Source organism: Bombella favorum, assembly GCF_014048475.1.
Taxonomy (GTDB): Bacteria; Pseudomonadota; Alphaproteobacteria; order Acetobacterales; family Acetobacteraceae; genus Bombella; species Bombella favorum.
The window spans coordinates 1,013,180-1,036,158 of record NZ_NWUS01000001.1; the positions used below are offsets into that span (position 1 = coordinate 1,013,180).

The following is a 22,979-nucleotide window of genomic DNA, read 5'->3' on the forward strand; positions in this document are numbered from 1 at the left end:
CCCCCACAACCCGCCATATCTGTTACTGAATATTCATGCCCTGCCCATCTTTAGGGCATATAAGCTGTGATAGTCCTATGTTCATGCGTACCGTCTTCTTCCTTACCGTCATTCTCTTGCTGGTCCAGATGCCGCTCCGACCGGGACACGCCTGGGGGTCGCTGCTACATGATGAAGAAGCCCCCCCCCCAGCGCAGGATCTCGTCATTACCAGCGATAGTCAGGCATATTGCGCTCAACTAAACGAGCATCTGGCAGCAAAGATGCGTCTGCCCCACGATGTCCCCGTTGGCGCAATGGATGATGCACGGCATCTTCAGGAAGAAGGGCAAGAACTCTGCCAGCAAAACCACATACGGGCAGGTATAGGCCGCCTGCGGCGCGCACTTGTTATACTAAAAAATCAAGAAAGGCCCCACCCATGAGCCTCCATCGTGCCCTGTCATGCTCTGGTCTGAAAGCCTTAACTGCCGGATGCCTACTCGGTAGCGTCGCCCTCTCTACCCCCCATGCGCTCGCTACACCGGATGGTGGGCCAGTTGTTACAACCCCCGCAGAACCACCCCCTCACCCTCGCCCACATGGTACGCTACTGTCCTTCTCCGTCTCCGACGAGGCACAGGCCAAAGCCGATACGCTCTCCATCCATTTTGCTGCCAGAGCAGAAGGCAGCTCCCCCATCATCGCCCAGCAGCATCTCAACCAGCTTGTCAGCAATGCCATGTCCATTCTGAAAGACCAGCCGGATATAAAGAGCACGGCAGAAAGCTACGCTGTCGGACAAGACTATGCCCCCCATGACAAGCGAAGCTGGGTTGCCCGTCAGGCCCTAGTGCTAAGCAGCCAGAACCGTGATAGCCTGCTTGCTCTGGCTGAAAAACTCCAGAAACTGGGGCTCAGCATTGAAGATATGCAATGGAGCCTCAACCCCGAGGTTCGTGCAAAGTTAGAGCAGCAAGCCCGCCTTGGTGCCCTGAAAAAACTCCGCCAGCAGGCTGAGGAAGATGCAGCAGCTCTCGGGCAGACCCTGCTTGGTCTGGAGCGTGTACATATCGGCAGCCAAGGCATGGATGACCTCGCACCGCCCCCCCACATGGGCCCTATGCTCATGATGGCCGAGGCCCGCAGTGCCGCAACACCACCGCCTGAAAGCACAGCAGAGATGCAGACTGTCCGTGTAACGGTCAGTGCGCAGGCTCGTTTAGCACAGGCACAAGACCCCGCTTCACCTTGAAGCCTTAAAAGGCCGCTGTAGGCCGCTTACCCAGCGCAACCGGGAGGGTAATAACCTTACCCTCCCGCCTTATGGTAAAATTGAAGATGGTCCCGGGATGAGCAGCAGCTACGCTACGCAGCACCGTGCGGGCATCATGAACCGGGACATTCCCAATTGCCAGAATGGCGTCTTTTTTCCGCAAGCCACCCTGCCAAGCCGCCCCGTGCGGGTCCACATCCTCTACCCACATAGGGAAGCTGGCATCATTGAGCGTTACACCCAGCCAGCCATGTTCCACATGGCCGGTCTTGCGGATGGATTCCACAACCGGGGCTACAATCTCCGAAGGGATACCAAAACCAATCCCCACTGACCCATCGCTAGGGGATGCAATCGCCGCATTCATCGCTACGACCTGCCCTTGAAGATTGAACGCAGGCCCACCGGAATTACCCGGATTGATAGGCGCATCAAGCTGCATAAAATCATCCAGCGCACCACTGCCTAAATCACGCCCGACAGCCGACACGATCCCCGCCGTTACTGACGAACCAAACCCGAACGGATTACCGGCTACCAATATCCAGTCCCCGATTTCCACCTGCCGACTATCCCCCCACGACACACAGGGCAGCGGCGTTGGGCTGTCCACCTTGATGACAGCAATATCCGTCATAGGGTCATCACCCAGACTATGAGCTGATAAAGACCGACCATCGGAGAGGGACACCATGATGCGCGTAGCCTGCCCGATAACGTGCCGGTTCGTCACAATAATACCGGAGGCATCCACCACGAAGCCAGAACCAGCACCCGTCAGCTCATCATCTGCGGGATGCAACACACGATGCGCCTTAGCTGCCCCATGATGCCGGGAGTGCCGCTTTTTTCTGGGAGTGGCAGGTGCCGGATGTCGCTGCTCATGGCTAGTGGACTGGGATGCCGCATCAGAATCATCATCCTCATCATCGGCAGAGGATGAAGCATGAGAGATGGAGATATTCACCACCGCCGGGATAACCTGATGCACCAGCGGAGCAAAACTAGGCAGATTCAGGGCTTCCCGTACAGCCGGAGCCTCATGTGCAGGTCCCGCTGGAAGAGGCGTCCCTACCGATGTTGCAGCAGGTGGCAACACCAAAGGAGAGGAGACCGGCACAGGTGGATGATGAACCGCCTTATACAGGCTGGTATTTTTTATCGGCTCAGGAACCTTTTCCCCACCGGGAACCCACCATAGGCATACGCCTGCAGCCGCCATACTCCCAACGGCGGCCGGCAGCAGGACGGACCAGATCAAGTGCCTCATAACAGGCTGCATGAAGAACGACGCCCCCCTCACTGCGGCAAGCCCGCCGCAATGTGTTTTTACGTCCTCCCTCCCTACCACACTCCATCTCTTTTGAAAGCACCTTCCCCACCCTCGGGCCGCACACTTGCAAAAAACTATTCATCATGGCAGTTTACCGTTCCGTAACTTTCAAGGCAGTTCTGTGGCGTCTTCCATCGATTGAAATGGGCTCATAGCTGTCGTGTGGGCATTACAAAATCAATATTTTCACTGGATTCTCCTAAAGGACGAATGCGATGCATCATTACAATGAAAGTAATATCATCACCCTGCCTTGCCCAATTTTTCTAACATATTTCTTTACAGTTCTTATAATTAAAGATGGTGAAATTAAGCAGATTGATTTTTGCGACATTCAAGAATACCTGAACGATCTTCCTACGGATGAGCAGCTAAAAGCGCATGGCATCTCCGTACTGAACCCATCTGATGATACGTTCCTACTGTTACAGCATAATCATTTTCTGTCCGCTCGACCTAACGGTACGTTCGACCTAACTAACAAAGCACATGGATGGGAAGAATTTAGAAGAATATCGAATATTCCGTTCCGATTCGTTCCAGAAAAACCCTATTCACCACGCATCCCCCACATCATTCACCAGACTGATAACCCCCTTCAACCTCAGGATATTTACCTTGAGAACATTGCATCCTTAAAAACCCTCAATGAAGGTTGGGATTATAGATATTATTCAGAAAAAGATCGTATTGACTTCATCTATACCCACTATGGTTGGGAGATGTTGAATATCTACCTGCGGCTGAACCGCCTTTATGGGGCAGCACAGGCTGATTTCTTTAGATACCTCTGCGTGTACCAACATGGTGGCGTTTATCTAGATATGAAATCAGGAGGGACTAAACCCATTTCATCAATCCTTCATGAGGATGACCAGTTCATCATTTCTCAGTGGGATTGGAATATTCCCCGGTATTTTGAATGGGGTAAAAAAGCGGAACTCTCCCATATTAAGGGAGGGGAATTTCCCATTTGGTGCCTCATCTGCTCACCGGGCCATCCTCTCATGGCCAAGGTCATCAACCAGATGATTGCCAATATCTTTTTCTACACACCCGCCCTGCATGGCACAGGTAGCGTAGCAACATTGAAGGTCACTGGCCCTATCATGTTTACACGGGTCGTCTTCAACAACCTCCATAAATATGATGTGAGGAAAGAGGATATACTACACAAAGGGCTTAACCCCCACATGGTGGAGAATATCGTCCGTAAGAACCAGTATCACGGGCAAGTCCTGCCGCTCGTTATACAGTCCTTTCATGTCGGGGATACAGTATAATCACCGGTTGCAGATAACCCGTACTGTCCGGGTATCAAACTCGGCCTCATGATTCATGAGCGGGATTTTCGGGCCAATTATGCTTGGGGTAACGCCCCCTCATGTCCCGCCGCATATCCAGCCAACCGGACGTCCAAAACCGTGCAAGGTCTGCCGTCACAGCCTGCGGGCGACCAGCTGGGGAAAGTAACGTAGCATGTAACGGCACCTTGCCCCCCGCCAACTGCGGCAACGCCATTGTACCGTAAAAATCCTGTGCTCGGGCAGAAAGAGACGGCACAACCGTTGTATAATCAATGCGCCTGCGCCCTGCCTTCAACGTAGCATGAGCAGGTAACTGACGGTCCAGCTCCTGCTTATCCTCATAGGTCAACAGGCTGGTTAAGATAGCGACAAGGTCCAGCTCCTTAAGCTGGGTCAGCCTATCCAGCCCAGCAAGCCACGGCTCCAGCCAATCCATAGATTGTATCAGTGCCTCATCAGACAAATCAGGCAGATGAGGGGCGTAATGCGTCCTAGCCAAGGCCACACGGGCCTGAAACTGCCGAGCTGGAACAGACCATTCCAAATATCGGGAGAGATCAGACTGCACCTTTGCCAACAAAGCTGCCGTAACATCTTCGGGCTCAGCCGGTACGTTCCGATCCTTTAGTACCAGATTACCCAGCCGTAGCCTCTGCCGAACAATTACCTTACCCGATGTACCATCAAGGGCCGATTCCCGCTGCTCCTTAAGGCTAGCCTGCACGGCGTCAGGCAGGGTCTCCAACGTTACCGGTGCGGCAAGAGTCATGTCTGTTCCCTTGCGGATATGAAAAGCCGCCCCCGCTAAGAGCCCCTCCTGCACGAGCGGGTCTGTCGCCCCTATGCGGGCACTGCCCCCACCCGCTAGGCGATAACGCCCATCCGCACTCGTCCGCTGCGCCAGACGATCAGAAAATCCCGCTGCAACAAGCCGACCAGCGGCGTAACCGACCAGCCCCTCACTTACGAGATCAGCCAAATCATCCTGCTTCACAGCCTGACCAGCCCGACGAAGAAAACGCATTGCGGCCTGGCGAAGCTGCCGCACTACATAACGAGGCACACGGGCATCATCCTGCACGAAAAGCTTCAGGCGTAACCGGAGATCAGCCGATGCCTCCCCCCCCTTGCCACCCCTCCCGCCCAGCGGGTCACGTTCTTCCAAAAGAGCAGCAAGGCAAGCTGCAACGGCTAATTCTTCTGCTGTTCGGGCTGCACAGAGCATCGCCGCCAACCGGGGATGCGTGCCAAAACCCACCATCTGCTGCCCCAGAGCCGTCAACCCCTGCTCACTGTCCAGTGCTCCCAGACACTGAAGAAGGGCCTGTGCCACTGCTAGCCCACCCTCTGGGGCGGGTTCGATCAGAGGGAGAGCTGCGGGGGCTGTTCCTACCGCCTTCTGCCATGCCGCCGTGACAAGAGCAAAATCGCATAGATCCGCCTCCCGAATGGCCGGAACCTCCTGCACGATCAAGCTACGTTGAGTCATCTCCGACCAGAGGCGAATAGCAATACCGGGTGCCTGCCGCCCTGCACGACCGGCTCGCTGCTCCGCCGTAGCCCGAGAAATACGCCGTGTATGTAAGCGTGGCAGGCCCGTACTGGCATCACGCTGAGGGAGACGCCGCCAGCCACCATCCACCACCACCCGGACACCCGGCACTGTCACGGATGTCTCGGCAATAGAGGTCGCCAGCACAATACGCCGCCCAGAAGCCGGGTCTAACGCACGGGCCTGATCCTCAACTGACTGTTCCCCATAAAGCGGATAGAGAGGCGTCTGTTCACCAAGAAGAGCCTGGAGACTCGCCTGTGCCCTCCGAATTTCTCCCACACCGGGTAGAAATGCCAGAATGGACCCTTCCTCCTCCCGCCATGCCTGCGCCACAGCCTGGGCGCAGCTCTCTGGCAGATCACGCAGATGGGCAATATCCCGCCTGTAACGGACCTCTACCGGATACTGACGGCCATCACTCTCAATTAGCGGAGCCTGCAAAGCGGTCGTAAAAATCCCAGCGTCTAGCGTGGCGGACATGGCAACAAGCCGTAGCTCGGGCCGCAGGCTCTGTTGCACGTCACGGCAAAACCCTAGGGCTGTATCCCCATCAAGAGACCGCTCATGCACTTCATCAAATAAGACGGCAGACACGCCCTCCAGTAGCGGGTCGGCAAGTAAACGGCGGACAAGTAACCCTTCCGTCACGACCTCAATGCGGGTGTAGGCTGAAACGGCACTATCAAGACGGGTGCGATAACCAATCACACCGCCGGGTTTTTCTCCCCTCAAAGCCGCCATGCGCTGCGCTGCAGCCCGCACTGCTACACGCCTAGGCTCCACCAGGAGGATACGACCGTCCCCTAGCCAATCCGGAGCCGCAGCCAGAAGAGACGGGGGGACAGCTGTCGTCTTCCCCGCACCCGGCGGGGCTACCAGAACAACATTCGGCCCCGTAGCTAGGGCCTCATGAAGGGCAGGCAGAACAGCCGTTACAGGAAGGGATTCTACCGTCATGCCGCCCCTATACCCCGTGTCAGTTTCAGTCTTCGTAAGTCAGCAAAGAGGTAACGGGAACATCGACCTTCTTACGGCCACCCAGAGCCAGAAGTTCAATCATCACTGAAGCCCCGACAACCTCGGCACCAGCCTTACGCAGAAGGTCGATGGATGCTGCCAACGTGCCGCCTGTTGCCAGAAGGTCATCCAACACCACTACACGCTGCCCGGGGGTCACGGCATCGGCCTGTATCTGCAATTCATCCTCGCCATATTCGAGGCTGTATTTATGAGAGATGGTCTTGCCAGGCAGCTTGCCCGGCTTACGCAACATGGTAAAGCCACAGCCCAGACGAGTCGCCAGCGGAGCAGCTGTCAGAAAGCCACGGCTTTCAATTCCTGCCAGAATATCCGGCTGAAAACGGGCCACCGCCTGCGCCAAACGCCCCGTTGCCACCTGCCACGCCTCCGGGTTACGGATCAGGGTAGAGATATCGTAAAACAGGATACCCGGCTTCGGGAAATCGGGAACCTCACGGATATACTGTTTCAGATCCAGCGGGGCAGGGTCTTTAAAGGACATAACAAGCCTTCATATCGGGTCATGATTCACACAAGAGCCCCTTATAGGCCCTTATGCATCTGTTTTAAAAGAGAGCCTCACGGGGCCATGCGGGCAAAAACGGCCATGACAAGGAAAGCCACCAGAAGCATCCCCCCCATTGGGATGGCCGTGCCAACCGGCAACCATGAGAACATGACGCTAGCCAGAATCCCAAACACATATTGCCCTGTTCCGGCCAAAGCCGTTGCCACACCAGCATTACGCCCCTGTGTCAACAAGGCACCGGCCATAGCATTTGGGCCGATACATCCCCCCGGCCCCAATGCACAGAGCATCGCCCCAAAGAGCGGCCAGAGATAAAGATGCTTGAGATGCCCGGCGGCATCGACATCCAAAGCAGACCAGACAGCCAGCCCCAGAAGAATGGTGGCCCCTAAACAACTTATGGCCAACCCAGCCCGCAGCAGGGTCCGGCTGTGATAATAGTTCAACAGCCAAGCATTAATCTGGGAAGACCCAATCATGCACACCGCCATCACCCCGAACAGCACACCATATTGAAATGGTGTGAAGGCATAGACACTCTCAAACAAGAACGGTGCCGCTGTCAGATAGGTGAACACGGCAAAACCCTGCACCATCCAAATAAGTGCATTGAAGCGGTAATTCCTGTCCTGCAATGTCTGCCCATAGCGGGTCATGATAGCCCAAAGCCGCATGGGGTGGCGGTCCCCATCATCCAACGTTTCTGGCAGGAAAAGGAAAACAAGTAACAGGCCGACCACGCCATAAAGAGAGGTAGCCCAGAAAATATCCCGCCATGTGATGAACTGAAGGGCAAACCCACCCAAGGCAGGTGCCAGAATCGGCACCACACCCTGAATCAGAATCAACCGGGACATCATCTTTGCGGTGGCATCACCGACCGTCACATCGCGAACGCACGCATTAGGCACGACGAGACTGGCAGCCCCCATGAGCGCTGCAAACGCACGGAAGAAACACAGCATGGGCATGGAGGTAGACAGCGCACACCCCGCCGCTGCCAACGCATAGAACAAAGTACCCACAAGCAGAGGACGGCGGCGACCGAAGCGGTCTGTCAGTGGCCCGACCATAATCTGCCCTATGGCCAGACCAGCAACCCATGCCGCCATCGTCAGGCTACCCGTCCCCGGAGCAGAACCGAGCTGATGTTCCATCTCTGGCAAGGCAGGTAGGTAAATATCTGTCGAAACAGGGCCAACGGCTGTTAGCGTCCCCAAAAGAAGCGGCAACCAGAAAGGCATCTTCCCGCCCTTGATCAGAGGTTTGCCGATCAGAGCCTGCTCAAAAAAGCCACGCTGTGACGTCGTCATGCTACGTTACTTTGCCTTTCCCATCTCTTTACGGAAACCCCGCAAGACCCAAACTCCAAGCCCTGCTGAAAGCAGTGCCAGCACGGCAGCAGCTAGCAAAGCCCATCCGTGGCGGAGTTCTACACCTCTACCTGCCAGAAGAAAAACCAGATTCTGGGGCAGCCCTCCCAGCATGGTAGCCAGTATGAACCGACCAACCGCCAAACCCGCCATGCCCGACGAAACCGAAACCAACAAAGCCGACCCTACTGGCAACAGCCTTGCACACAGCACCATACGAAAAGGCGCCTGCTGCCCAGCCCGAATGAACCACGGTACCGCCTCTGTCTGCAATGGCCGTTTCCATCGCCAAAGCCAACCCCAACCATACCCCATAAGGGCACCAGCACCGTAAGCCAGACTGGCCTCAACAAGCCCGATACCAACCCCGAACCCCGCCCCCAACACAAAGCAGAGTGCTTGCCGGGGCAGGCCGAAGGCACAATACAGAATGGCCAACGGCAAAACATACAAAGCCGCATAAGGCTGGCCTGCCCAGTGCTGCATAAGCACCAGCCCATGTTGAATGACCGGACTCTGCCACAACAGCACCGGGCCACCTACCAGCAATAGAATCAGAAGAGCTGGACGACGTACCGCCCGTAGCCAGACTGAACTCCTCAGAGCAGACCCCGTGCCCGTATCTGCGCATAGGCAGCCAAAGTGACCATGCAGGTCATCTCACCATCAACGATCATACGGTCAAATTCAGCGCGCGAAATGTCTTTCACTTTCATGTCGGCCTCCGAGGCCTCCCGCTCGGCCTCGCCACGGACAAGATTCCGGGCAAGGAAGACATGGCCCATCTGGGTAGAATAGCCCGCCCCCTGATAAAGCGTGCCTGCGTGGATCAACTCCCCAGCTCGGAGACCGGTTTCCTCCCGCAGCTCGCCCAGGGCCAGCTCTCTGGCATCAGCATCAGGGCGTGTTTCCCACATGCCCATAGGGAACTCCCAAAGCCGTTCACCCACCGGATAGCGGAACTGCTGAACCAGTGTAATGCGCCCATCCTCATGCACAGGCATGATAACGGAAAAGGTTCCTCGCTCTACGACACCATACAAGCCCTTACTGCCACCGGGATGGATGATCCTATCCTCCCGTACGGCTGTCCAAGGGTTTTCATACACCATCTTGGAAGAGAGAATCTGATAACCCGCTTCCTCACAGGCTTTTCTAACGTTGTCATCCATCATCAGCTTACTCCCCCCGCAATAAATGGCTGGCGGTCATCATAGTCATATTTGCGTCTGCGTATCATGGAAGATGGTGGAAAGTGAAACGCTTTGCCCTGCCTGCCTGATAGCAAACCTACTGACACTGCTGCATGGCAGCCATTCACAACTATGCAAGCTAAGCAAATCATTGCCCCGTGACGGAAAAGGCTTTCTCACCTATGGTCGATAACCAAGAAAGGCTGTGCCAGTTACAGCGAGTTGGATGGGCACGGCTTGCGGAAAACTGCAAAGGGGACGCTCCATGTCTGATGAAGACGCAACCTACACATGCTCGCCAACCATGCGGGTCATGCCTGTGGTCCTGTTCAACCTTCTTGTCTATTTTGTCATCGGGCTGCCTAATGCTGTCATCGGTGCCCAGTTCGTTCATAACACGCTGGGTTTCACAACGGCTGTCGCAGCGAGCACCATCTCCCTGCAGTATATCGGCACAGCCATGGGCCGCATGGTCGTCGGGCACCGCATTGACGTATATGGCCCTAAAGCCGTTCTGCGTTACGGCCTCATTTTCTGCGTCATTTCTGGTCTGCTTGTATGTCTGGCAGCCCTGATCCCTACCTTCCTGGGCTTGAATGACACATCCCGTTATATTGCTCTGGGCATCGCCCTTATCAGCCGTCTCTTCATCGGTTGGTCAGAGAGCTGCACATCCACATCCGTAACGGCATGGAACCTGCGTCGGGTCGGTCAGGCGCACTCCTCTGTAGCTATTTCATGGAATGGCGTCACATCCTACGGTGGTATCGCCGTTGGTGTGACCATCGGTCAGCTCCTCAGCTCCCTTCTGCCGACTATCCCGCTTCTGCCTGTCGGTTTTCTGGAAGTGGTTCTGGGTATCGGCGGTGTCATCCTGCTTACCTTCTATACAGCCATCAAGCCACTGGCTGGCAAAGGCAAGCCAATGTCCTTCGGTCGTGCTGTCAAAAAGGTTCTGCCTTACGGTGCAGGTCTGGCTGCTGGTTCTGTCGGCTTTGGTACGGTCAACAGCTTCCTTGCCCTGTATTACACGGAAAATCACTGGACGGGTCTGGGCGTTGCTTTTGGCGTCTTCGCTGCCTGCTTCATCTTCATGCGTATCTTTGTTTCCGGTCAGATCGACAAGCACGGCGGTGTGCCGATCGCCTACATGTCTCTGGTAACGGAAGCTATAGCTATGCTCGTCTTCTGCCTGGTGCATAACAACATGGGCGGTCTCATCGGTGCAGCTCTGACAGGTACTGGCTTCTCACTGCTCTTCCCCGCTATGGGCACCATGGCCGTCAAAACCGATGGGCCGGAATATAATGGTATCCTGATTGCTGCCTATTCCATCTTCACGGACCTGACCATTGTGGTGTCCAGCTGGTTCATGGGTGGCCTGCGTGACCATATGGGTTGGCCCACCATGTTTGCCGTTGCTGGTATCCTCTGCGTCAGCGGTATCGCCTTCAGCGCCATCTTCTCCCGTATCCCGGGCTGCGGTGTGCCAAAAGAAGCGAAATAACGAACAAATCTCATCGCAGGGGTGAGGACACCGCTCCCACTCCTGTGAGACTGTTCTTTCTTTGAAATGCCGGGCATGATCTGCCCGGCATTTTTCTGTTCAGAGGAGATAATCCGCCATGATCCCCCGTTCCTGCTCTGTTTTCTGTGGCTCCCGCCCCGGGCACAACCCAGCACATATGCAAACAGCCCGGGCCCTCGGCACAGCTTTGGGAGAAGCAGGCATTATGCTGGTCTATGGTGGTGGTAAGGCTGGATTGATGGGGGCCGTAGCCGATGCCACTCTACGGGCGGGCGGTACGGTGAAGGGCATCATCCCCCGCTTTCTGGAGGCACGAGAAACCCTGCATGAAGGGGTCACGGACCTTGAAGTGACAGAAGACATGCCTAGCCGCAAGGCCAGACTCTTTGAGGAAGCCGATGCCTATATCATTCTGCCCGGCGGCTTCGGCACCTTTGATGAATTCATGGAGGTTCTCGTAAACCGCCAGCTTGGGCTAAGCCAGCGGCCCATCATCATCCTCAACACGGACGGTTGGGCCGGGCCCCTCCTCGCCCTGCTGGCAGCCACGCAAGAACAAGGCTTTGCAGATAAAGGAGCACAAGCTCTCTATGAGGTCGTAAATGATGTCAAAGACGTCATACTGCGCCTGAAGGCACCTTCACACGTCTGATCGTTGCCCCGCAGGCAGAAAGTTTCTTTTCCACATGCTCATAGCCACGGTCGAGATGATAGACACGGCTAAGCTCGGTCTCTCCCTCGGCCACAAGGCCTGCCAGAATCAGTGAGAAAGACGCTCTCAAATCCGTTGCCATCACTTTGGCACCAGAAAGACGCTCCACACCACGGATCACGGCTGAGCGTCCCTGAATGGCGATATTCGCCCCCATACGGTTCAGCTCGGGCACATGCATAAAACGGTTTTCGAAGATCGTTTCCGTAATCATGGAGGCTCCCTCCGCTACGGAAAGCATAGCCATGAACTGCGCCTGCATATCTGTCGGAAAGCCCGGATAAGGCTCTGTCGTCAGGTCAATCCCACGCAGCTTACCATCACTCCGGACACGCAGACCATCGGTCTCCTCCTCAACCTCTACACCTGCCTGCCGCAAAGCATAAATGACAGCCTCCTGATCGGCCATCCGTCCACCTTCAAGCAGGACATCCCCACCAGCCATGCCCACAGCACAAGCATATGTGCCACATTCGATCCGATCCGGCATGACGGAATAGGTAGCACCATGAAGCTGATCGACACCCTCCACCGTTATGGTGCCAGAATGGGCACCACGAATCTGTGCCCCCATGGCATTTAGGCAGTTGGCAAGGTCCAGAATCTCCGGCTCCCGAGCCGCATTGACGATCTCTGTCGTGCCGTGGGCCAGTGTTGCAGCCATGAGGACATTCTCGGTAGCTCCGACACTCGGGAATGGCAGCACGACCCGCCCCCCCTTCAGGCCATTAGGGGCACGAGCATTGATATAACCGGCCTCCAGCGTGATCTCGGCCCCCAAAGCCTCCAGCCCTTTGAGGTGGAGGTCCACCGGGCGAGTCCCGATAGCGCAGCCACCCGGCAGAGAAACACGAGCTTCCCCCATACGAGCCAACAATGGCCCTAGAACCAGAATAGACGCCCTCATGCGTGACACAATGTCATAAGGAGCTTCTATAGAGCTGATGGTCCCGCCGAGGCTAAGCTGTTGGGGGCCATCCAGCTCTTTCACGTCATAACCTAGCTGCCCGAGCAGGGTCCGCATGGTACGGATATCGGCAATATCAGGAACGTTGGAGAGAATAAGCGGCCCTTCGGAAAGCAGGGCAGCGACCATCAGTTTCAGTCCCGAGTTCTTGGCCCCACCAACAGAAATGCGCCCCTCAAGACGGCGGCCACCTTCGATCAGGAAATAATCCATCTGCTTCTCTCCATCCTCATCCCGCCATCCCAGACCGGATAGAACTTTCTGATTTTCTGAAACTTAAAGCCGTGGTGGTGTCACACCGGACTGACGCATATATTTCCCGGCACGATCGGCATAGCTAACCTCGCAAGGGCTAGCCCCTTGGAAAAACAAGAACTGGCAAATTCCCTCATTAGCGTAGATACGCGCTGGCAGAGGGGTGGTGTTACTGATCTCGATCGTCACCTGCCCCTCCCATTCTGGTTCCAGCGGTGTGACATTAACGATGATGCCACAGCGGGCGTAGGTAGATTTGCCAAGGCACACGACCAACGTATCACGAGGAATACGGAAATATTCCACCGTATGAGCCAACGCAAAGCTATTAGGAGGGATGATAATGTCCCCACGGCGGGTCACAAAACTGTCGGCGGAGAAATTCTTGGGGTCCACCACAGCGCTGTCCACATCCGTGAAAATGTGAAACTCATCAGCGACACGGGCATCATACCCATAAGAAGAAAGCCCGTAAGAAATAACCTTCTCACGCTTCTGTGCCTCGACAAACGGCTCTATCATGCCGTGTTCCTGCGCCATATGGCGTATCCAGTGGTCAGGCATGATCGACATAGCCGCTCTCCCTTATGGATGATGGTCTCTCTAAAACCGATAAAAACCGCCAAAAACAAGCCCGCCCCAAAGGGCAGGCCATATCATTGGGTCTGCCCTGTCATACCATCTGTCTGCGTTAGAGCAAAGCAGGGGCAGGCTGGGCCGCTATCAGTCCTCCGATGAACTACGAATAACCAGATCGGACATGCTGGGCCGGCGGCGACGCTTCCGTTCCAAAGGCGTCTCACGCACGGCACCACCACGCAGAGTACGGCGGAAACGAGGCCAACGGGGCTTCACCTCACTAGCCAGCACGCCAGCCACGATAAAGCCAGCCCCAACCAGTGTGCACGTCGTCAGCACATCACCCGTGCACCAACCAACCAGCCCACCCCATATAGGTTCACTGGAATAAATAATGGTCGCCTTAGTGGGGGAAACTGTCTTCTGCGCCCAATTGAGCACCAGCTGAGTAGCGGCACTCACCACACCCATCACCAGCGCACAGCTCAGCCAGCCCCAACTAAATGGCGGAATGTGCTCCCCCATAACCGGCATAGCGCAAAAAGCGAAAAGACCACCGGCCACAAGCTGCACAAACGCCATACGGCGACTATCCGTCTGGAGAGCGAATAGCCCAACACATATAATCTCGAACGCATAAGAGAATGTACCCAACAGAGTCAGGCCATCCCCTGTACTCATGGTTAGGCCGCTCTTCCACGGTTCGGCCAAAAGAACCAGCCCCACAAAAGCAAGAAAAATACCGGCAATCCCACTCTTACTAGGGGCCTTACGCAGGATGATCCACTGAAGCAGCGGAACCAGCGGCACGTAAAGGGCCGTCAAAAAAGCGGAACGGCTGCTGGTAATCGTCAGCAACCCAATTGTCTGGCAGATATAGCCGAAAGCCAGCACAACGCCGATCAGCCCGCCACGCCATATCTCCGCACGGGGAATCCCCTCCATAATGCGCTTGCGCCCAACGAAGCAGACCACAAACAGGGCAGCGATGAGAAAACGCACCCCAATGAAAAACAGAGGGCCACTAGTCTTCAGCGCCATTTGGATGATGTAATAAGTTCCCCCCCACAGCACCGTAATGATGCCGAGGGCGATTTCCTGCCGCGATGGCAGAGGCAGACGTGGTCTGGTCACTCAGCGATCCTCTTGGCTGGCGGCGGATGCCATTGTGCGATCATTCCCTGCCGGGCGGCTGCGCTGCTGCTGTTTGCGCCGCAGAAGATTAGCCCGTAAGGCCTGCGCCTCCCGCAGCTGACGTTCCTGCCGTGCCGTCATGGGGGTTTCGCCGGTTTTCTGCTTCTGTCCAGACTTCATGAGCCTGCATCCCTTTCCTCATGAAAGCGCACAAACATATCCCGCAATCCGGTGGAAAGCAGTTCATCATAAACACCCAATGTCGCCCGCTGCATGTGCTGCTTGGTATAGCGGGCAAGGGCATGGGCACGTATCTCGTCTTGCCGCTCTGCCATAAGTTCCGGTGGCACGTCCAGCACTTCCCTCAAAGCACCAGCCAAGGCCCTGCCATCACCCGCTGGAACAAGCGTTCCGCTTTCACCATGCTGTATGGTTTCCTTCAACCCGCCACGAGCTGAACCAATCACCCAACAGCCCATCATCTGGGCCTCCACCGGTACCCGCCCGAACGGTTCAGGGCGCAGGGAGGGGACCGTTACGACATGGGCCAGCCTGTAGGCAGCCGCCATATCCGTGCAGACCCCAGCAAAACGCAGACGATTCGCGATGCCACGCTCCTCAGCCATCCTATGCAGCATCTGGGTGTAACTATTATCCTCACCCGGCCCGACCATCACACAGACCCAGTCCAAATCCGGATGATGGACAGCCAGATAGCCCAAAGCCTCGATCAGACATTCCTGCCCTTTCCAACGGGTCATACGGCCGGGCATAAGAATGATGCGGCTTTCCTCGCCGATCCGCCACCGCTCCAACAGGGTTTGCATCTGGAGGCCCCTTACCGCCTCGGGAGAAAACACCTCTGGGTCGCTTCCACGAGGGATGATACGCAGCCGGTCTTCCCCGACCCGATATTCCTGCCGCAGCCGCTCCCCGATATGCTCAGAAACAGCGATAACACGCTGCCCCCGCACCAACCCGGAATTATAGAGCTTCTTGAGCCAGAAATTCGTCTTATGGTCCCCGTGCCATGTCGTCACCAACGGCACCTTTTCCCGGCGGCACGCTACAGAGGCCACAAGGGCTGGGTAGCGGGACCGCGCATGAACAAGGCTGACACCTTCCTGCCGGATCAACCGCTGCAAAGCTTTCACGCGGCTAAAAAAATACCAAGGCGATACCTTTTTACGGAATTCTAGCTCCACATGCTCGCCACCGACATAACGCAGGCGGGATACCAAAGCGCCACTCTCTGCCGCCACCAAGGCCCGCCCGCCGGCCTGATGAATGGCCTCGGCCATGTCGATCGCCCCACGCTCCAGCCCGCCAATACCCAGTGCTGGCAGAATCTGGAGGATTACCGGTTTCTGCTTCATCGCCATTTTTCCGCTATATCCACACCATAATCCAGCGATCGGTCATCCTGCCGGGATTGTCACGACGGCCCCGCCACTATGGCTGGTTGCCGCAAGATTACTCAGTACCTGAACCATGGTAAAAGCTTCCTTGCTGCGGAAGTCCGTATCGGAAATCCAGTACCAGCATTTCTTGTAGAAGACAGAAACATAACTACCATCTGGCGCACTCGCACCAGAGTGAATGGCTACCTCTGGTCGGCTCTCGATACCGACCTGCCCAATGGTTGGCAGTGTCCGACCAGAACGGACATCCCTCTCCGGTACATCCATTTCATAGGAAAGCTGAGTCAACATCGCCAACATGGAACGAGTGAGAATAGCAACCTGCCCCTGTTTCTTAGGGTAAGGCCCATAAACAATCTCTGCCTCTGTCGCATTGGGGTCCAGATGCAGGAGGCGGCGCACCTCCCCCTGAATGGCCTGAAGATTACTATCGGCCGTCGTCGTCAACACAAGATAGATATGTTCACCGGAGCTCCCTCCAGAACCATTTCCATTCGCACCGCCCCCAGAATTGCCACTGCCCTGACCATTACTACCGCTGCCCGATTTGCCCCCTCTGCCTGAAGCGGATGGATCGTCCGTAGAAATACGAACCGTCATCGCCCCGGCAAGCTGGAGCTGACGGAGGTCATGCAGCAAAAGGTAGAAGCGTACAGACCCGCCCCCAAAAGGCCCCACCCCCCGCACATTAGAAAGGCCATCAATGGACTGAGCCGTTAGTCGCAACAGGGTATCAATGGCCATGCCACCCAAGCTGAGCGGCATAATGGCCGTAGGAGAAATGGGGCGCACCACATTTTCCGCATATTGCTCGCCTGTCATCGGCTGGTAAGTGATGGTCGGGTTCTCCGCCTGCGACACTGTACCGCTACCAAAGAGATAATTGCTTACGGCAGATGCTGGATAGCCATAATACCCACCCGAAAAACTACGAGAGACATTATAACCAGCAATGACCTGCGTCGTGTCCAAAAAGGCCGGTGGCTCACCATAACGCAGGCGCACAATATTTAGCAGCATCTCACGCTTCTGCACTTCCCCCAACGCCCGAGAATAGGCGAGCTGGTCGTTCTGGAGATGCTCCGGCCCTATGGGCTGACACCCTCCCAGCAGCAGAAAACTACCAGACAACAAAACAAAAGCCGGAAGCCGGAACAGGGAAAAAAGACAGGACAGAAGACGGGCTCCCACGAAAAAAGCCGGTTGCAAAATGATGGAAAGACCTTACCTCAAAAAGGATGTCCTGACCAAAAATAAACTCCTCTATGGTACGGGCAAAAATTAGTAAATCTTTTCCCCTATTCCCTTGAAACCGTAAGTTCCTCTCCCCAAATCGGGGAACAAGGGGCACAGCATACCCTGCTCCCCAAACATGATAACGTCACACATAGGGTTTCCCTACGATGCCTTGAGGGGGTCGTGAGAAACCGCTGAAAAGGGACAGATATCCATGGGTAAGATTATCGGTATTGACCTCGGGACGACCAACTCCTGCGTTGCAGTCCGCGAAGGCAACGAAAACAAGGTCATCGAGAACAGCGAAGGTGCCCGTACCACGCCGTCCGTTGTCGCCTTTACAGAAAGCGGTGAGCGTCTGGTCGGTCAGGCTGCTAAGCGTCAGGCCGTCACCAACCCCACAAACACGCTCTATGCCGTCAAGCGTCTGATCGGCCGTCGTTATGACGACCCGACCGTCGCCAAGGACCAGAAGACCGTCCCCTACGAAATCGTGAAGGGCGATAACGGCGACGCTTGGGTGCGTGCTCGTGGCGAGAACTACGCTCCGTCCCAGATCTCTGCCTTCGTGCTGGGCAAGATGAAGGAGACGGCAGAGGCCTATCTGGGCGAGAAAGTGACCGAAGCCGTCATCACCGTTCCGGCCTACTTCAACGATGCACAGCGTCAGGCAACCCGTGATGCCGGCCGCATTGCTGGTCTGGACGTCAAGCGCATCATCAACGAGCCGACCGCCGCTGCACTCGCCTACGGGCTGGAGAAAGGTGATTCCGGCAACGTGGCCGTGTATGACCTTGGTGGTGGTACGTTCGACATCTCCATCCTCGAGATCTCCGATGGCGTGATCGAAGTGAAGTCCACCAACGGTGACACCTTCCTCGGTGGTGAAGATTTCGACAACAAGCTGATCGACTATCTGGCTGATGAGTTCAAGCGTGAGCAGGGCCTGGACCTGCGCACGGACAAGATGGCTCTCCAGCGTCTGAAGGAAGCCGCCGAGAAGGCTAAGATTGAGCTCTCCTCCGCTAAGGAAACAGAAGTTAACCTGCCCTTTATCACGGCAGATGCCTCCGGTCCGAAGCATCTGGTCGTCAAGGTGACCCGTGCGAAGCTGGAAAGCCTCGTGGAAGACCTCATCAAGCGGTCTCTGGAACCTTGCCGCAAGGCCCTGAAGGATGCTGAGCTGACACCAGCCGACATCAAGGAAGTCATCCTTGTTGGTGGTCAGACCCGTATGCCGAAGGTTGTGGAAAGCGTGAAGGAGTTCTTCGGCAAGGAACCCGCCCGCAACGTGAACCCGGATGAAGTGGTCGCCATCGGTGCTGCCGTGCAGGGTGGTGTGCTTCAGGGTGACGTGAAGGACGTGCTGCTGCTGGACGTGACCCCGCTTTCCCTCGGTATCGAGACGCTGGGCGGTGTCTTCACACGTCTGATCGACCGTAACACGACGATCCCGACCAAGAAGAGCCAGACCTTCTCCACAGCTGAAGACAACCAGCCTGCCGTGACCATCAAGGTCTTCCAGGGTGAGCGTGAGATGGCTGCGGACAACAAGCTGCTCGGCAACTTCGACCTGACAGGCATTGCTCCGGCTCCCCGTGGCGTGCCGCAGATTGAAGTGACCTTCGACATCGATGCCAACGGTATCGTGAACGTCTCCGCCAAGGACAAGGCTACCGGCAAGGAGCAGAACATCTCCATCAAAAGCGATGGCGGTCTCTCCGATGCGGACATTGATCGCATGGTCAAGGAAGCTGAAGAAAACGCTTCTGCCGATAAGGCCCGTCGCGAGCTGGTAGACCTGCGCAACAACACCGAAGCCATGATTCATCAGACGGAGAAGACCCTCTCCGAGAATGGTGACAAGGTTCCGGCCGCTGATAAGACCGAAGCCGAAGACGCCATCAAGAAGGCCCGTGAAGCTCTGGGTGGTGAGGATGCCGAAGCCATCAAGAGTGCCAGCGAGCATCTAACACAGGTTGCCATGAAGGTCGGTCAGGCTGTCCATCAGGGTGGCGGTGCCGCTGCTGGTGAAGAGCATCAGGCCGGTGGTAAGGCTGACGAAGATGTCGTCGACGCCGAGTTTGAAGAGGTTGACGACAAGAAGAAGAAATAATCGCTAAAAGGAATGGGGTCCGGCATCTCTATGCCGGGCTCTTTTTCTTGCGATTGGCGCCTGTTTTCCCCCTCCTCTGGGGATACTGGCGCCCTTTTTACATTGAGGGCCCTATATCTGCCTACTGGCAGGTCACACCCCGCACGCCTTGTCCGGGTGTCCGCTCTCCTGCGTGACTGAGGATCATTATGGCTACACAGATAGATTATTACGAGACACTGAGTGTCTCACGCTCTGCCAGCGGTGAAGAGATCAAAAAAGCCTACCGCAAGCTGGCCATGCGCTATCACCCCGATCGCAACCCGGGTGATGAAGAAGCTGAACAGAAGTTCAAAGAAGTCAACGCCGCCTATGAGGTGCTGAAAGACGACCAAAAACGGGCTGCCTATGACCGCTTCGGCCATGATGCCTTTCAAAATGGCATGGGCGGCGGTGGCGGCGCTGGTGGCTTCGGTGGCGGCTTTGGCGGGTTCGATGCTGGTGGGCTTGGCGACATTTTCGAACAGATGTTCAATATGGGTGGACGCCGTGGCCGCCAGCAGCGTCAAGCCGAGGACGTGCAAGTCCAGATCGACATCAGCCTGACAGAAGCGTTCTCCGGTGTCAGCAAAGAAGTCGAAATCGCCACCCGCAAGGCTTGCTCAAGCTGCCAGGGCTCTGGCTCTGCCGACCCCAATGCCAGCAAGCAAACGTGCCAGACCTGCCATGGCCAAGGGGCTGTACGAGTCCAGCAGGGCTTCTTCGTGGTGGAACGCCCTTGCCCAACCTGTAACGGTGCTGGCCAGACCGTCAGCAACCCATGCCGCAGCTGCCACGGCACCGGTACCGAGGCCGCTAGAGAAACCATCAAGATCGACGTTCCGGCTGGTATCGAAGATGGCACACGTATTCGTGTTGCGGGCAAAGGCGAGGCCGGTGGTGAAGGCGTCCAGCCGGGTGACCTGTATGTGCTAGTCACTGTGGACAGTCACAGCCTCTTTGAGCGTGATGGTGCCAACATCCACTGCCGTGTGCCCCTACGCATGACACAAGCCGCTCTGGGTGATGAAATTGAAGTGCCGCTGATTGATGGTGGTCGGACAACCGTCAAGATTCCTGCTGGAACACAGACAGGCGACAATTTCCGCCTGCGTGGCAAGGGGTTCTCCGTCCTACACTCCAAGGCACGGGGAGATATGTACATCCGCATCACCGTGGAAACACCCAGCCATCTGACCAAACGCCAGCGGGAACTGTTGAAGGAGTTCGAGGCAGAAAGTGGCGACCACAGCAAGGGCAGCCCGGAGCATAATGGCTTCCTTGCCCATGTTAAAAAATTCCTCGATCGGTAAAGGACACCAGAGATGAGCAGCACCTCTCCCCGTATCGGCATTGCAGGCATCACGGGCCGCCTCGGCCATCTCTGCGCCGAGGAAGCCGGACCTCTTCTGGTCGGGGGGCTATCCCGCACAGCCGACCCGGCCCGCAACATCGTTACAGATGCGGCCGAGCTAGCGGGCACATGTGATGTCATCATTGATGTCAGCCATGCCAGCCTTGTTCCTGCCCACGCCAAAGCCTTCGCAAAAGCAGGGTGCGCATGGGTATTGGGGACAACAGGGCTGGACAGCACCGCCCAGCAGGCCGTGCAGGACGCTGCCGCACAAGTCGCCGTACTACAGGCGGCTAATTTCTCCCCAGCCCTGACGATGCTGCTCTCTCTGGCTCGTCAGCTTGGTGCTGCCCTGCCAGATTACGACGCCGAAATTCTGGAGGTCCATCACCGCCAGAAGCTAGATGCTCCTTCTGGCACCGCTCTAGCCATTGGGCGGGCTGTTGCCGCTGGGCGGGATGATGAGTTCGAAGCCGTCAAACGGCTGGACCAAAACGGAAAGCGACCTGACGGAGCCATCGGCTTTGCCTCCCTACGTGGGGGGCAGGTCGTAGGCGAGCATGATCTGCGCTTCTTTGCGGCTGATGAAGAGATATCTCTCTCTCACCGGGCGCTAGATCGCCGGGTCTTTGCTCGTGGAGCTCTGAAGGCCGCTCTCTGGCTGGCCGATGCCCACCGCACACCCGGTCTTTATGGCATGCAGGATGTACTCAATACACCCTGAGCCATCTTACAGCAGGCGAGCGCATCTAGATCATGCTCTCGCCTGTCACTGGAACAAATAGTACGGTCAATTTCCTCTTAAATTGAAGCTCAATTTTTCATAGAGGGATGCGGCATAATAAATAATAATTTGATAATATTTATATATGAACAATTATATAATTTAATAATTCCGTTCATGCTAGCAAAATTACTTACGAAGTTTAACGGATATTACATTTTATCAACCAGATACAAATTTTCTGTCACATATCTTTCTCTATCAGAAAGGTTACGGCACCCTCGGAATGTATTATACCGTTTATCCATAATGCTTACGTCACCCAGTGAAGACAGCTCCGACATGAAACGATCCTGTTTTATGAATCCTTCCGAATTATAGGAAATAAGCACAAAATCAGCCTTCACCTTTTCAATGGCATCAAACAGGCTCTTTTCTGCATAACGTTCCTTGTTATAGGAAGAACGGTTCCATGATTTGGGAATGCCGGAAACTCTACTGATATCGTGTGGTTCTTTATAGTCACAGAGAAGATTCAGCATGAAATAGTTCGACCCGTAAGGGTGCTGATTATAAGGTGGGTCGAAATAAGCAATGTCTACCTTTTCCAACCCATCCACGATGTCATTTGCATCTGATTTATAGACAAAAGGCTCACAATTAAAATTACTCAGAACAGGTTCAACCACTTCGATATTCCGCATGATCCGAGAAAGAGCATTGCGTGAATTACCGCCAAACTGCCCTACCCCATCCCGATTCTTGTAAAACCCCTTAAAAACCCCGGACGTATTTGTATGCACCGAGGCCTGAGCAATGACAGGTGCCAAGATATAAGGTCTCAGATGATCAGGCGTCTGGGTTAATGCTCGACAGAAACTATCCAGAAATATGGCATTGCGCCTCGTATAGAAGGCCCGTTCCCCATATTTGATATTATTGTCATCCCGGGGAGCATATAAAGCAGCAATGAACCCCGGAGAAAAAGCTTCTTCAATAGCCGCTCTGACCCGCTTTATCTCATGGTTTAATTCACGAAAATTGATATCAGCCCTATTAGTCTGATAACAACTATTCGTTACAAAACTATAGTCTTCAAGATCATTGCAATGGATAGACCGAGCATGGCGCCTAGCCATACGGGCCACAACGCCCGTGCCAGAAAACAAGTCTAAAAAATCGATGCGTTCCTTCCCCAGCCTTGCCTTCACGTCAACAATGGCTGCTTCAATAAACCCCAGAAGCGCCCGCTTGTTTCCCAGATAGGTAATCAGCTGAGTTTTGAGAAAATCCGCTTCTTCCTGGAGAGGGCTTCCCTGCCCTCCCATACATTCGGCCATCTAAAAACACACCCTCCATATCCGTAGCCT

At 55.5% G+C, this 22,979-nt stretch carries 21 protein-coding genes; 8 read left to right on the top strand and 13 right to left on the bottom strand.

All coding sequences use genetic code 11. The features are described from left to right. The first annotated feature begins 77 nt into the window (after positions 1 to 77). Together CPA57_RS04600 and CPA57_RS04605 are read left to right on the top strand one after the other, a co-directional pair. Positions 78 to 425 (top strand): hypothetical protein, encoded by a 348-nt coding sequence (locus tag CPA57_RS04600; RefSeq protein WP_182081623.1) that lies wholly within the window; start codon positions 78 to 80, stop codon positions 423 to 425. Then, the gene (locus CPA57_RS04605) at positions 422 to 1,234 is read left to right on the top strand and encodes an SIMPL domain-containing protein (RefSeq protein WP_182081624.1); all 813 of its coding nucleotides are present in this window, start codon (positions 422 to 424) and stop codon (positions 1,232 to 1,234) included. Before CPA57_RS04600 ends, CPA57_RS04605 begins: the two co-directional genes overlap by 4 nt. Before the next feature lie 4 nt (positions 1,235 to 1,238). Here CPA57_RS04605 and CPA57_RS04610 read toward each other — a convergent pair whose 3' ends face one another. After that, positions 1,239 to 2,375 (bottom strand): S1C family serine protease, encoded by a 1,137-nt coding sequence (locus CPA57_RS04610; RefSeq protein WP_326831348.1) that lies wholly within the window; start codon positions 2,373 to 2,375, stop codon positions 1,239 to 1,241. Positions 2,376 to 2,803: 428 nt separating this feature from the next. Between CPA57_RS04610 and CPA57_RS04615 the strand changes: the two genes are divergently transcribed. Continuing rightward, positions 2,804 to 3,871, top strand: a complete 1,068-nt coding sequence (locus CPA57_RS04615) for a glycosyltransferase family 32 protein (RefSeq protein ID WP_182081626.1) — start codon at positions 2,804 to 2,806, stop codon at positions 3,869 to 3,871. Between the two features lie 46 nt (positions 3,872 to 3,917). On the opposite strand, the gene hrpB is transcribed toward CPA57_RS04615, so the two are convergent. The 5 genes from hrpB to CPA57_RS04640 form a co-directional block, all read right to left on the bottom strand. After that, a complete protein-coding gene (gene hrpB, locus CPA57_RS04620; protein WP_182081627.1) occupies positions 3,918 to 6,407 on the bottom strand; it encodes an ATP-dependent helicase HrpB in 2,490 nt (829 codons plus the stop codon). Positions 6,408 to 6,432: 25 nt separating this feature from the next. Beyond that, positions 6,433 to 6,972: an adenine phosphoribosyltransferase gene (locus tag CPA57_RS04625; RefSeq protein WP_077397023.1), complete on the bottom strand. Its 540-nt coding sequence runs from the start codon at positions 6,970 to 6,972 to the stop codon at positions 6,433 to 6,435. 77 nt (positions 6,973 to 7,049) lie between these two features. Next, positions 7,050 to 8,312, bottom strand: a complete 1,263-nt coding sequence (locus tag CPA57_RS04630; RefSeq protein WP_182081628.1) for a multidrug effflux MFS transporter — start codon at positions 8,310 to 8,312, stop codon at positions 7,050 to 7,052. 6 nt (positions 8,313 to 8,318) lie between these two features. Further along, positions 8,319 to 8,903 (bottom strand): VTT domain-containing protein, encoded by a 585-nt coding sequence (locus CPA57_RS04635; RefSeq protein WP_182081629.1) that lies wholly within the window; start codon positions 8,901 to 8,903, stop codon positions 8,319 to 8,321. A gap of 68 nt (positions 8,904 to 8,971) precedes the next feature. Then, positions 8,972 to 9,547 (bottom strand): NUDIX domain-containing protein, encoded by a 576-nt coding sequence (locus CPA57_RS04640; RefSeq protein WP_182081630.1) that lies wholly within the window; start codon positions 9,545 to 9,547, stop codon positions 8,972 to 8,974. A 283-nt stretch (positions 9,548 to 9,830) separates the two neighbouring features. Here CPA57_RS04640 and CPA57_RS04645 point away from each other — a divergent pair, with 283 nt between their 5' ends. Next, the gene (locus tag CPA57_RS04645; RefSeq protein ID WP_182081631.1) at positions 9,831 to 11,072 is read left to right on the top strand and encodes an MFS transporter; all 1,242 of its coding nucleotides are present in this window, start codon (positions 9,831 to 9,833) and stop codon (positions 11,070 to 11,072) included. A 118-nt stretch (positions 11,073 to 11,190) separates the two neighbouring features. Continuing rightward, complete coding sequence (locus tag CPA57_RS04650; protein ID WP_182081632.1) at positions 11,191 to 11,745, top strand: LOG family protein; 555 nt, start codon at positions 11,191 to 11,193, stop codon at positions 11,743 to 11,745. Here the strand turns inward: CPA57_RS04650 and murA are convergent. The 6 genes from murA to CPA57_RS04680 form a co-directional block, all read right to left on the bottom strand. Continuing rightward, entirely contained in the window at positions 11,711 to 12,985 is a 1,275-nt protein-coding gene (gene murA, locus CPA57_RS04655) for a UDP-N-acetylglucosamine 1-carboxyvinyltransferase (protein ID WP_182081633.1), read from the bottom strand. The genes CPA57_RS04650 and murA overlap by 35 nt on opposite strands. Positions 12,986 to 13,048: 63 nt before the next feature. After that, a complete protein-coding gene (gene dcd / locus CPA57_RS04660) occupies positions 13,049 to 13,600 on the bottom strand; it encodes a dCTP deaminase (RefSeq protein WP_043558674.1) in 552 nt (183 codons plus the stop codon). Positions 13,601 to 13,750: 150 nt separating this feature from the next. Further along, a complete protein-coding gene (locus CPA57_RS04665; protein WP_326831349.1) occupies positions 13,751 to 14,740 on the bottom strand; it encodes a DMT family transporter in 990 nt (329 codons plus the stop codon). Further along, complete coding sequence (locus tag CPA57_RS04670) at positions 14,741 to 14,920, bottom strand: hypothetical protein (protein ID WP_182081634.1); 180 nt, start codon at positions 14,918 to 14,920, stop codon at positions 14,741 to 14,743. Then, positions 14,917 to 16,122 (bottom strand): glycosyltransferase family 4 protein, encoded by a 1,206-nt coding sequence (locus CPA57_RS04675; protein ID WP_229709223.1) that lies wholly within the window; start codon positions 16,120 to 16,122, stop codon positions 14,917 to 14,919. The genes CPA57_RS04670 and CPA57_RS04675 overlap by 4 nt, the downstream gene beginning before the upstream one ends. A gap of 36 nt (positions 16,123 to 16,158) precedes the next feature. Then, positions 16,159 to 17,181 (bottom strand): hypothetical protein, encoded by a 1,023-nt coding sequence (locus CPA57_RS04680; protein WP_229709277.1) that lies wholly within the window; start codon positions 17,179 to 17,181, stop codon positions 16,159 to 16,161. A gap of 430 nt (positions 17,182 to 17,611) precedes the next feature. On the opposite strand from CPA57_RS04680, the gene dnaK reads away from it, so the two are divergent. The 3 genes from dnaK to dapB all read left to right on the top strand — a co-directional run bounded on the left by dnaK (position 17,612) and on the right by dapB (position 21,609). Then, positions 17,612 to 19,513, top strand: a complete 1,902-nt coding sequence (gene dnaK, locus CPA57_RS04685; protein ID WP_182081635.1) for a molecular chaperone DnaK — start codon at positions 17,612 to 17,614, stop codon at positions 19,511 to 19,513. 188 nt (positions 19,514 to 19,701) lie between these two features. Beyond that, a complete protein-coding gene (gene dnaJ / locus CPA57_RS04690; protein WP_182081636.1) occupies positions 19,702 to 20,844 on the top strand; it encodes a molecular chaperone DnaJ in 1,143 nt (380 codons plus the stop codon). Positions 20,845 to 20,856: 12 nt separating this feature from the next. Further along, on the top strand, positions 20,857 to 21,609 hold the full coding sequence (gene dapB, locus CPA57_RS04695; protein ID WP_182081637.1) for a 4-hydroxy-tetrahydrodipicolinate reductase: 753 nt from the start codon (positions 20,857 to 20,859) through the stop codon (positions 21,607 to 21,609). 212 nt (positions 21,610 to 21,821) lie between these two features. Here dapB and CPA57_RS04700 read toward each other — a convergent pair whose 3' ends face one another. Then, positions 21,822 to 22,949, bottom strand: a complete 1,128-nt coding sequence (locus tag CPA57_RS04700) for a DNA adenine methylase (protein WP_229709224.1) — start codon at positions 22,947 to 22,949, stop codon at positions 21,822 to 21,824. Between the last annotated feature and the right edge of the window lie 30 nt (positions 22,950 to 22,979).

What these genes read in the sequence shown, in the direction of transcription:
- CPA57_RS04600 (WP_182081623.1), top strand. Translation starts at nt 78, where the DNA reads ATGTTCATGCGTACCGTCTTCTTCCTTACCGTCATTCTCTTGCTGGTC.
- CPA57_RS04605 (WP_182081624.1), top strand. Translation starts at nt 422, where the DNA reads ATGAGCCTCCATCGTGCCCTGTCATGCTCTGGTCTGAAAGCCTTAACT.
- CPA57_RS04615 (WP_182081626.1), top strand. Translation starts at nt 2,804, where the DNA reads ATGCATCATTACAATGAAAGTAATATCATCACCCTGCCTTGCCCAATT.
- hrpB (WP_182081627.1), bottom strand. Translation starts at nt 6,407, where the DNA reads ATGACGGTAGAATCCCTTCCTGTAACGGCTGTTCTGCCTGCCCTTCAT.
- CPA57_RS04625 (WP_077397023.1), bottom strand. Translation starts at nt 6,972, where the DNA reads ATGTCCTTTAAAGACCCTGCCCCGCTGGATCTGAAACAGTATATCCGT.
- CPA57_RS04630 (WP_182081628.1), bottom strand. Translation starts at nt 8,312, where the DNA reads ATGACGACGTCACAGCGTGGCTTTTTTGAGCAGGCTCTGATCGGCAAA.
- CPA57_RS04640 (WP_182081630.1), bottom strand. Translation starts at nt 9,547, where the DNA reads ATGATGGATGACAACGTTAGAAAAGCCTGTGAGGAAGCGGGTTATCAG.
- CPA57_RS04645 (WP_182081631.1), top strand. Translation starts at nt 9,831, where the DNA reads ATGTCTGATGAAGACGCAACCTACACATGCTCGCCAACCATGCGGGTC.
- CPA57_RS04650 (WP_182081632.1), top strand. Translation starts at nt 11,191, where the DNA reads ATGATCCCCCGTTCCTGCTCTGTTTTCTGTGGCTCCCGCCCCGGGCAC.
- murA (WP_182081633.1), bottom strand. Translation starts at nt 12,985, where the DNA reads ATGGATTATTTCCTGATCGAAGGTGGCCGCCGTCTTGAGGGGCGCATT.
- dcd (WP_043558674.1), bottom strand. Translation starts at nt 13,600, where the DNA reads ATGTCGATCATGCCTGACCACTGGATACGCCATATGGCGCAGGAACAC.
- CPA57_RS04670 (WP_182081634.1), bottom strand. Translation starts at nt 14,920, where the DNA reads ATGAAGTCTGGACAGAAGCAGAAAACCGGCGAAACCCCCATGACGGCA.
- CPA57_RS04675 (WP_229709223.1), bottom strand. Translation starts at nt 16,122, where the DNA reads ATGGCGATGAAGCAGAAACCGGTAATCCTCCAGATTCTGCCAGCACTG.
- CPA57_RS04680 (WP_229709277.1), bottom strand. Translation starts at nt 17,181, where the DNA reads ATGCTGCTAAATATTGTGCGCCTGCGTTATGGTGAGCCACCGGCCTTT.
- dnaK (WP_182081635.1), top strand. Translation starts at nt 17,612, where the DNA reads ATGGGTAAGATTATCGGTATTGACCTCGGGACGACCAACTCCTGCGTT.
- dnaJ (WP_182081636.1), top strand. Translation starts at nt 19,702, where the DNA reads ATGGCTACACAGATAGATTATTACGAGACACTGAGTGTCTCACGCTCT.
- dapB (WP_182081637.1), top strand. Translation starts at nt 20,857, where the DNA reads ATGAGCAGCACCTCTCCCCGTATCGGCATTGCAGGCATCACGGGCCGC.
- CPA57_RS04700 (WP_229709224.1), bottom strand. Translation starts at nt 22,949, where the DNA reads ATGGCCGAATGTATGGGAGGGCAGGGAAGCCCTCTCCAGGAAGAAGCG.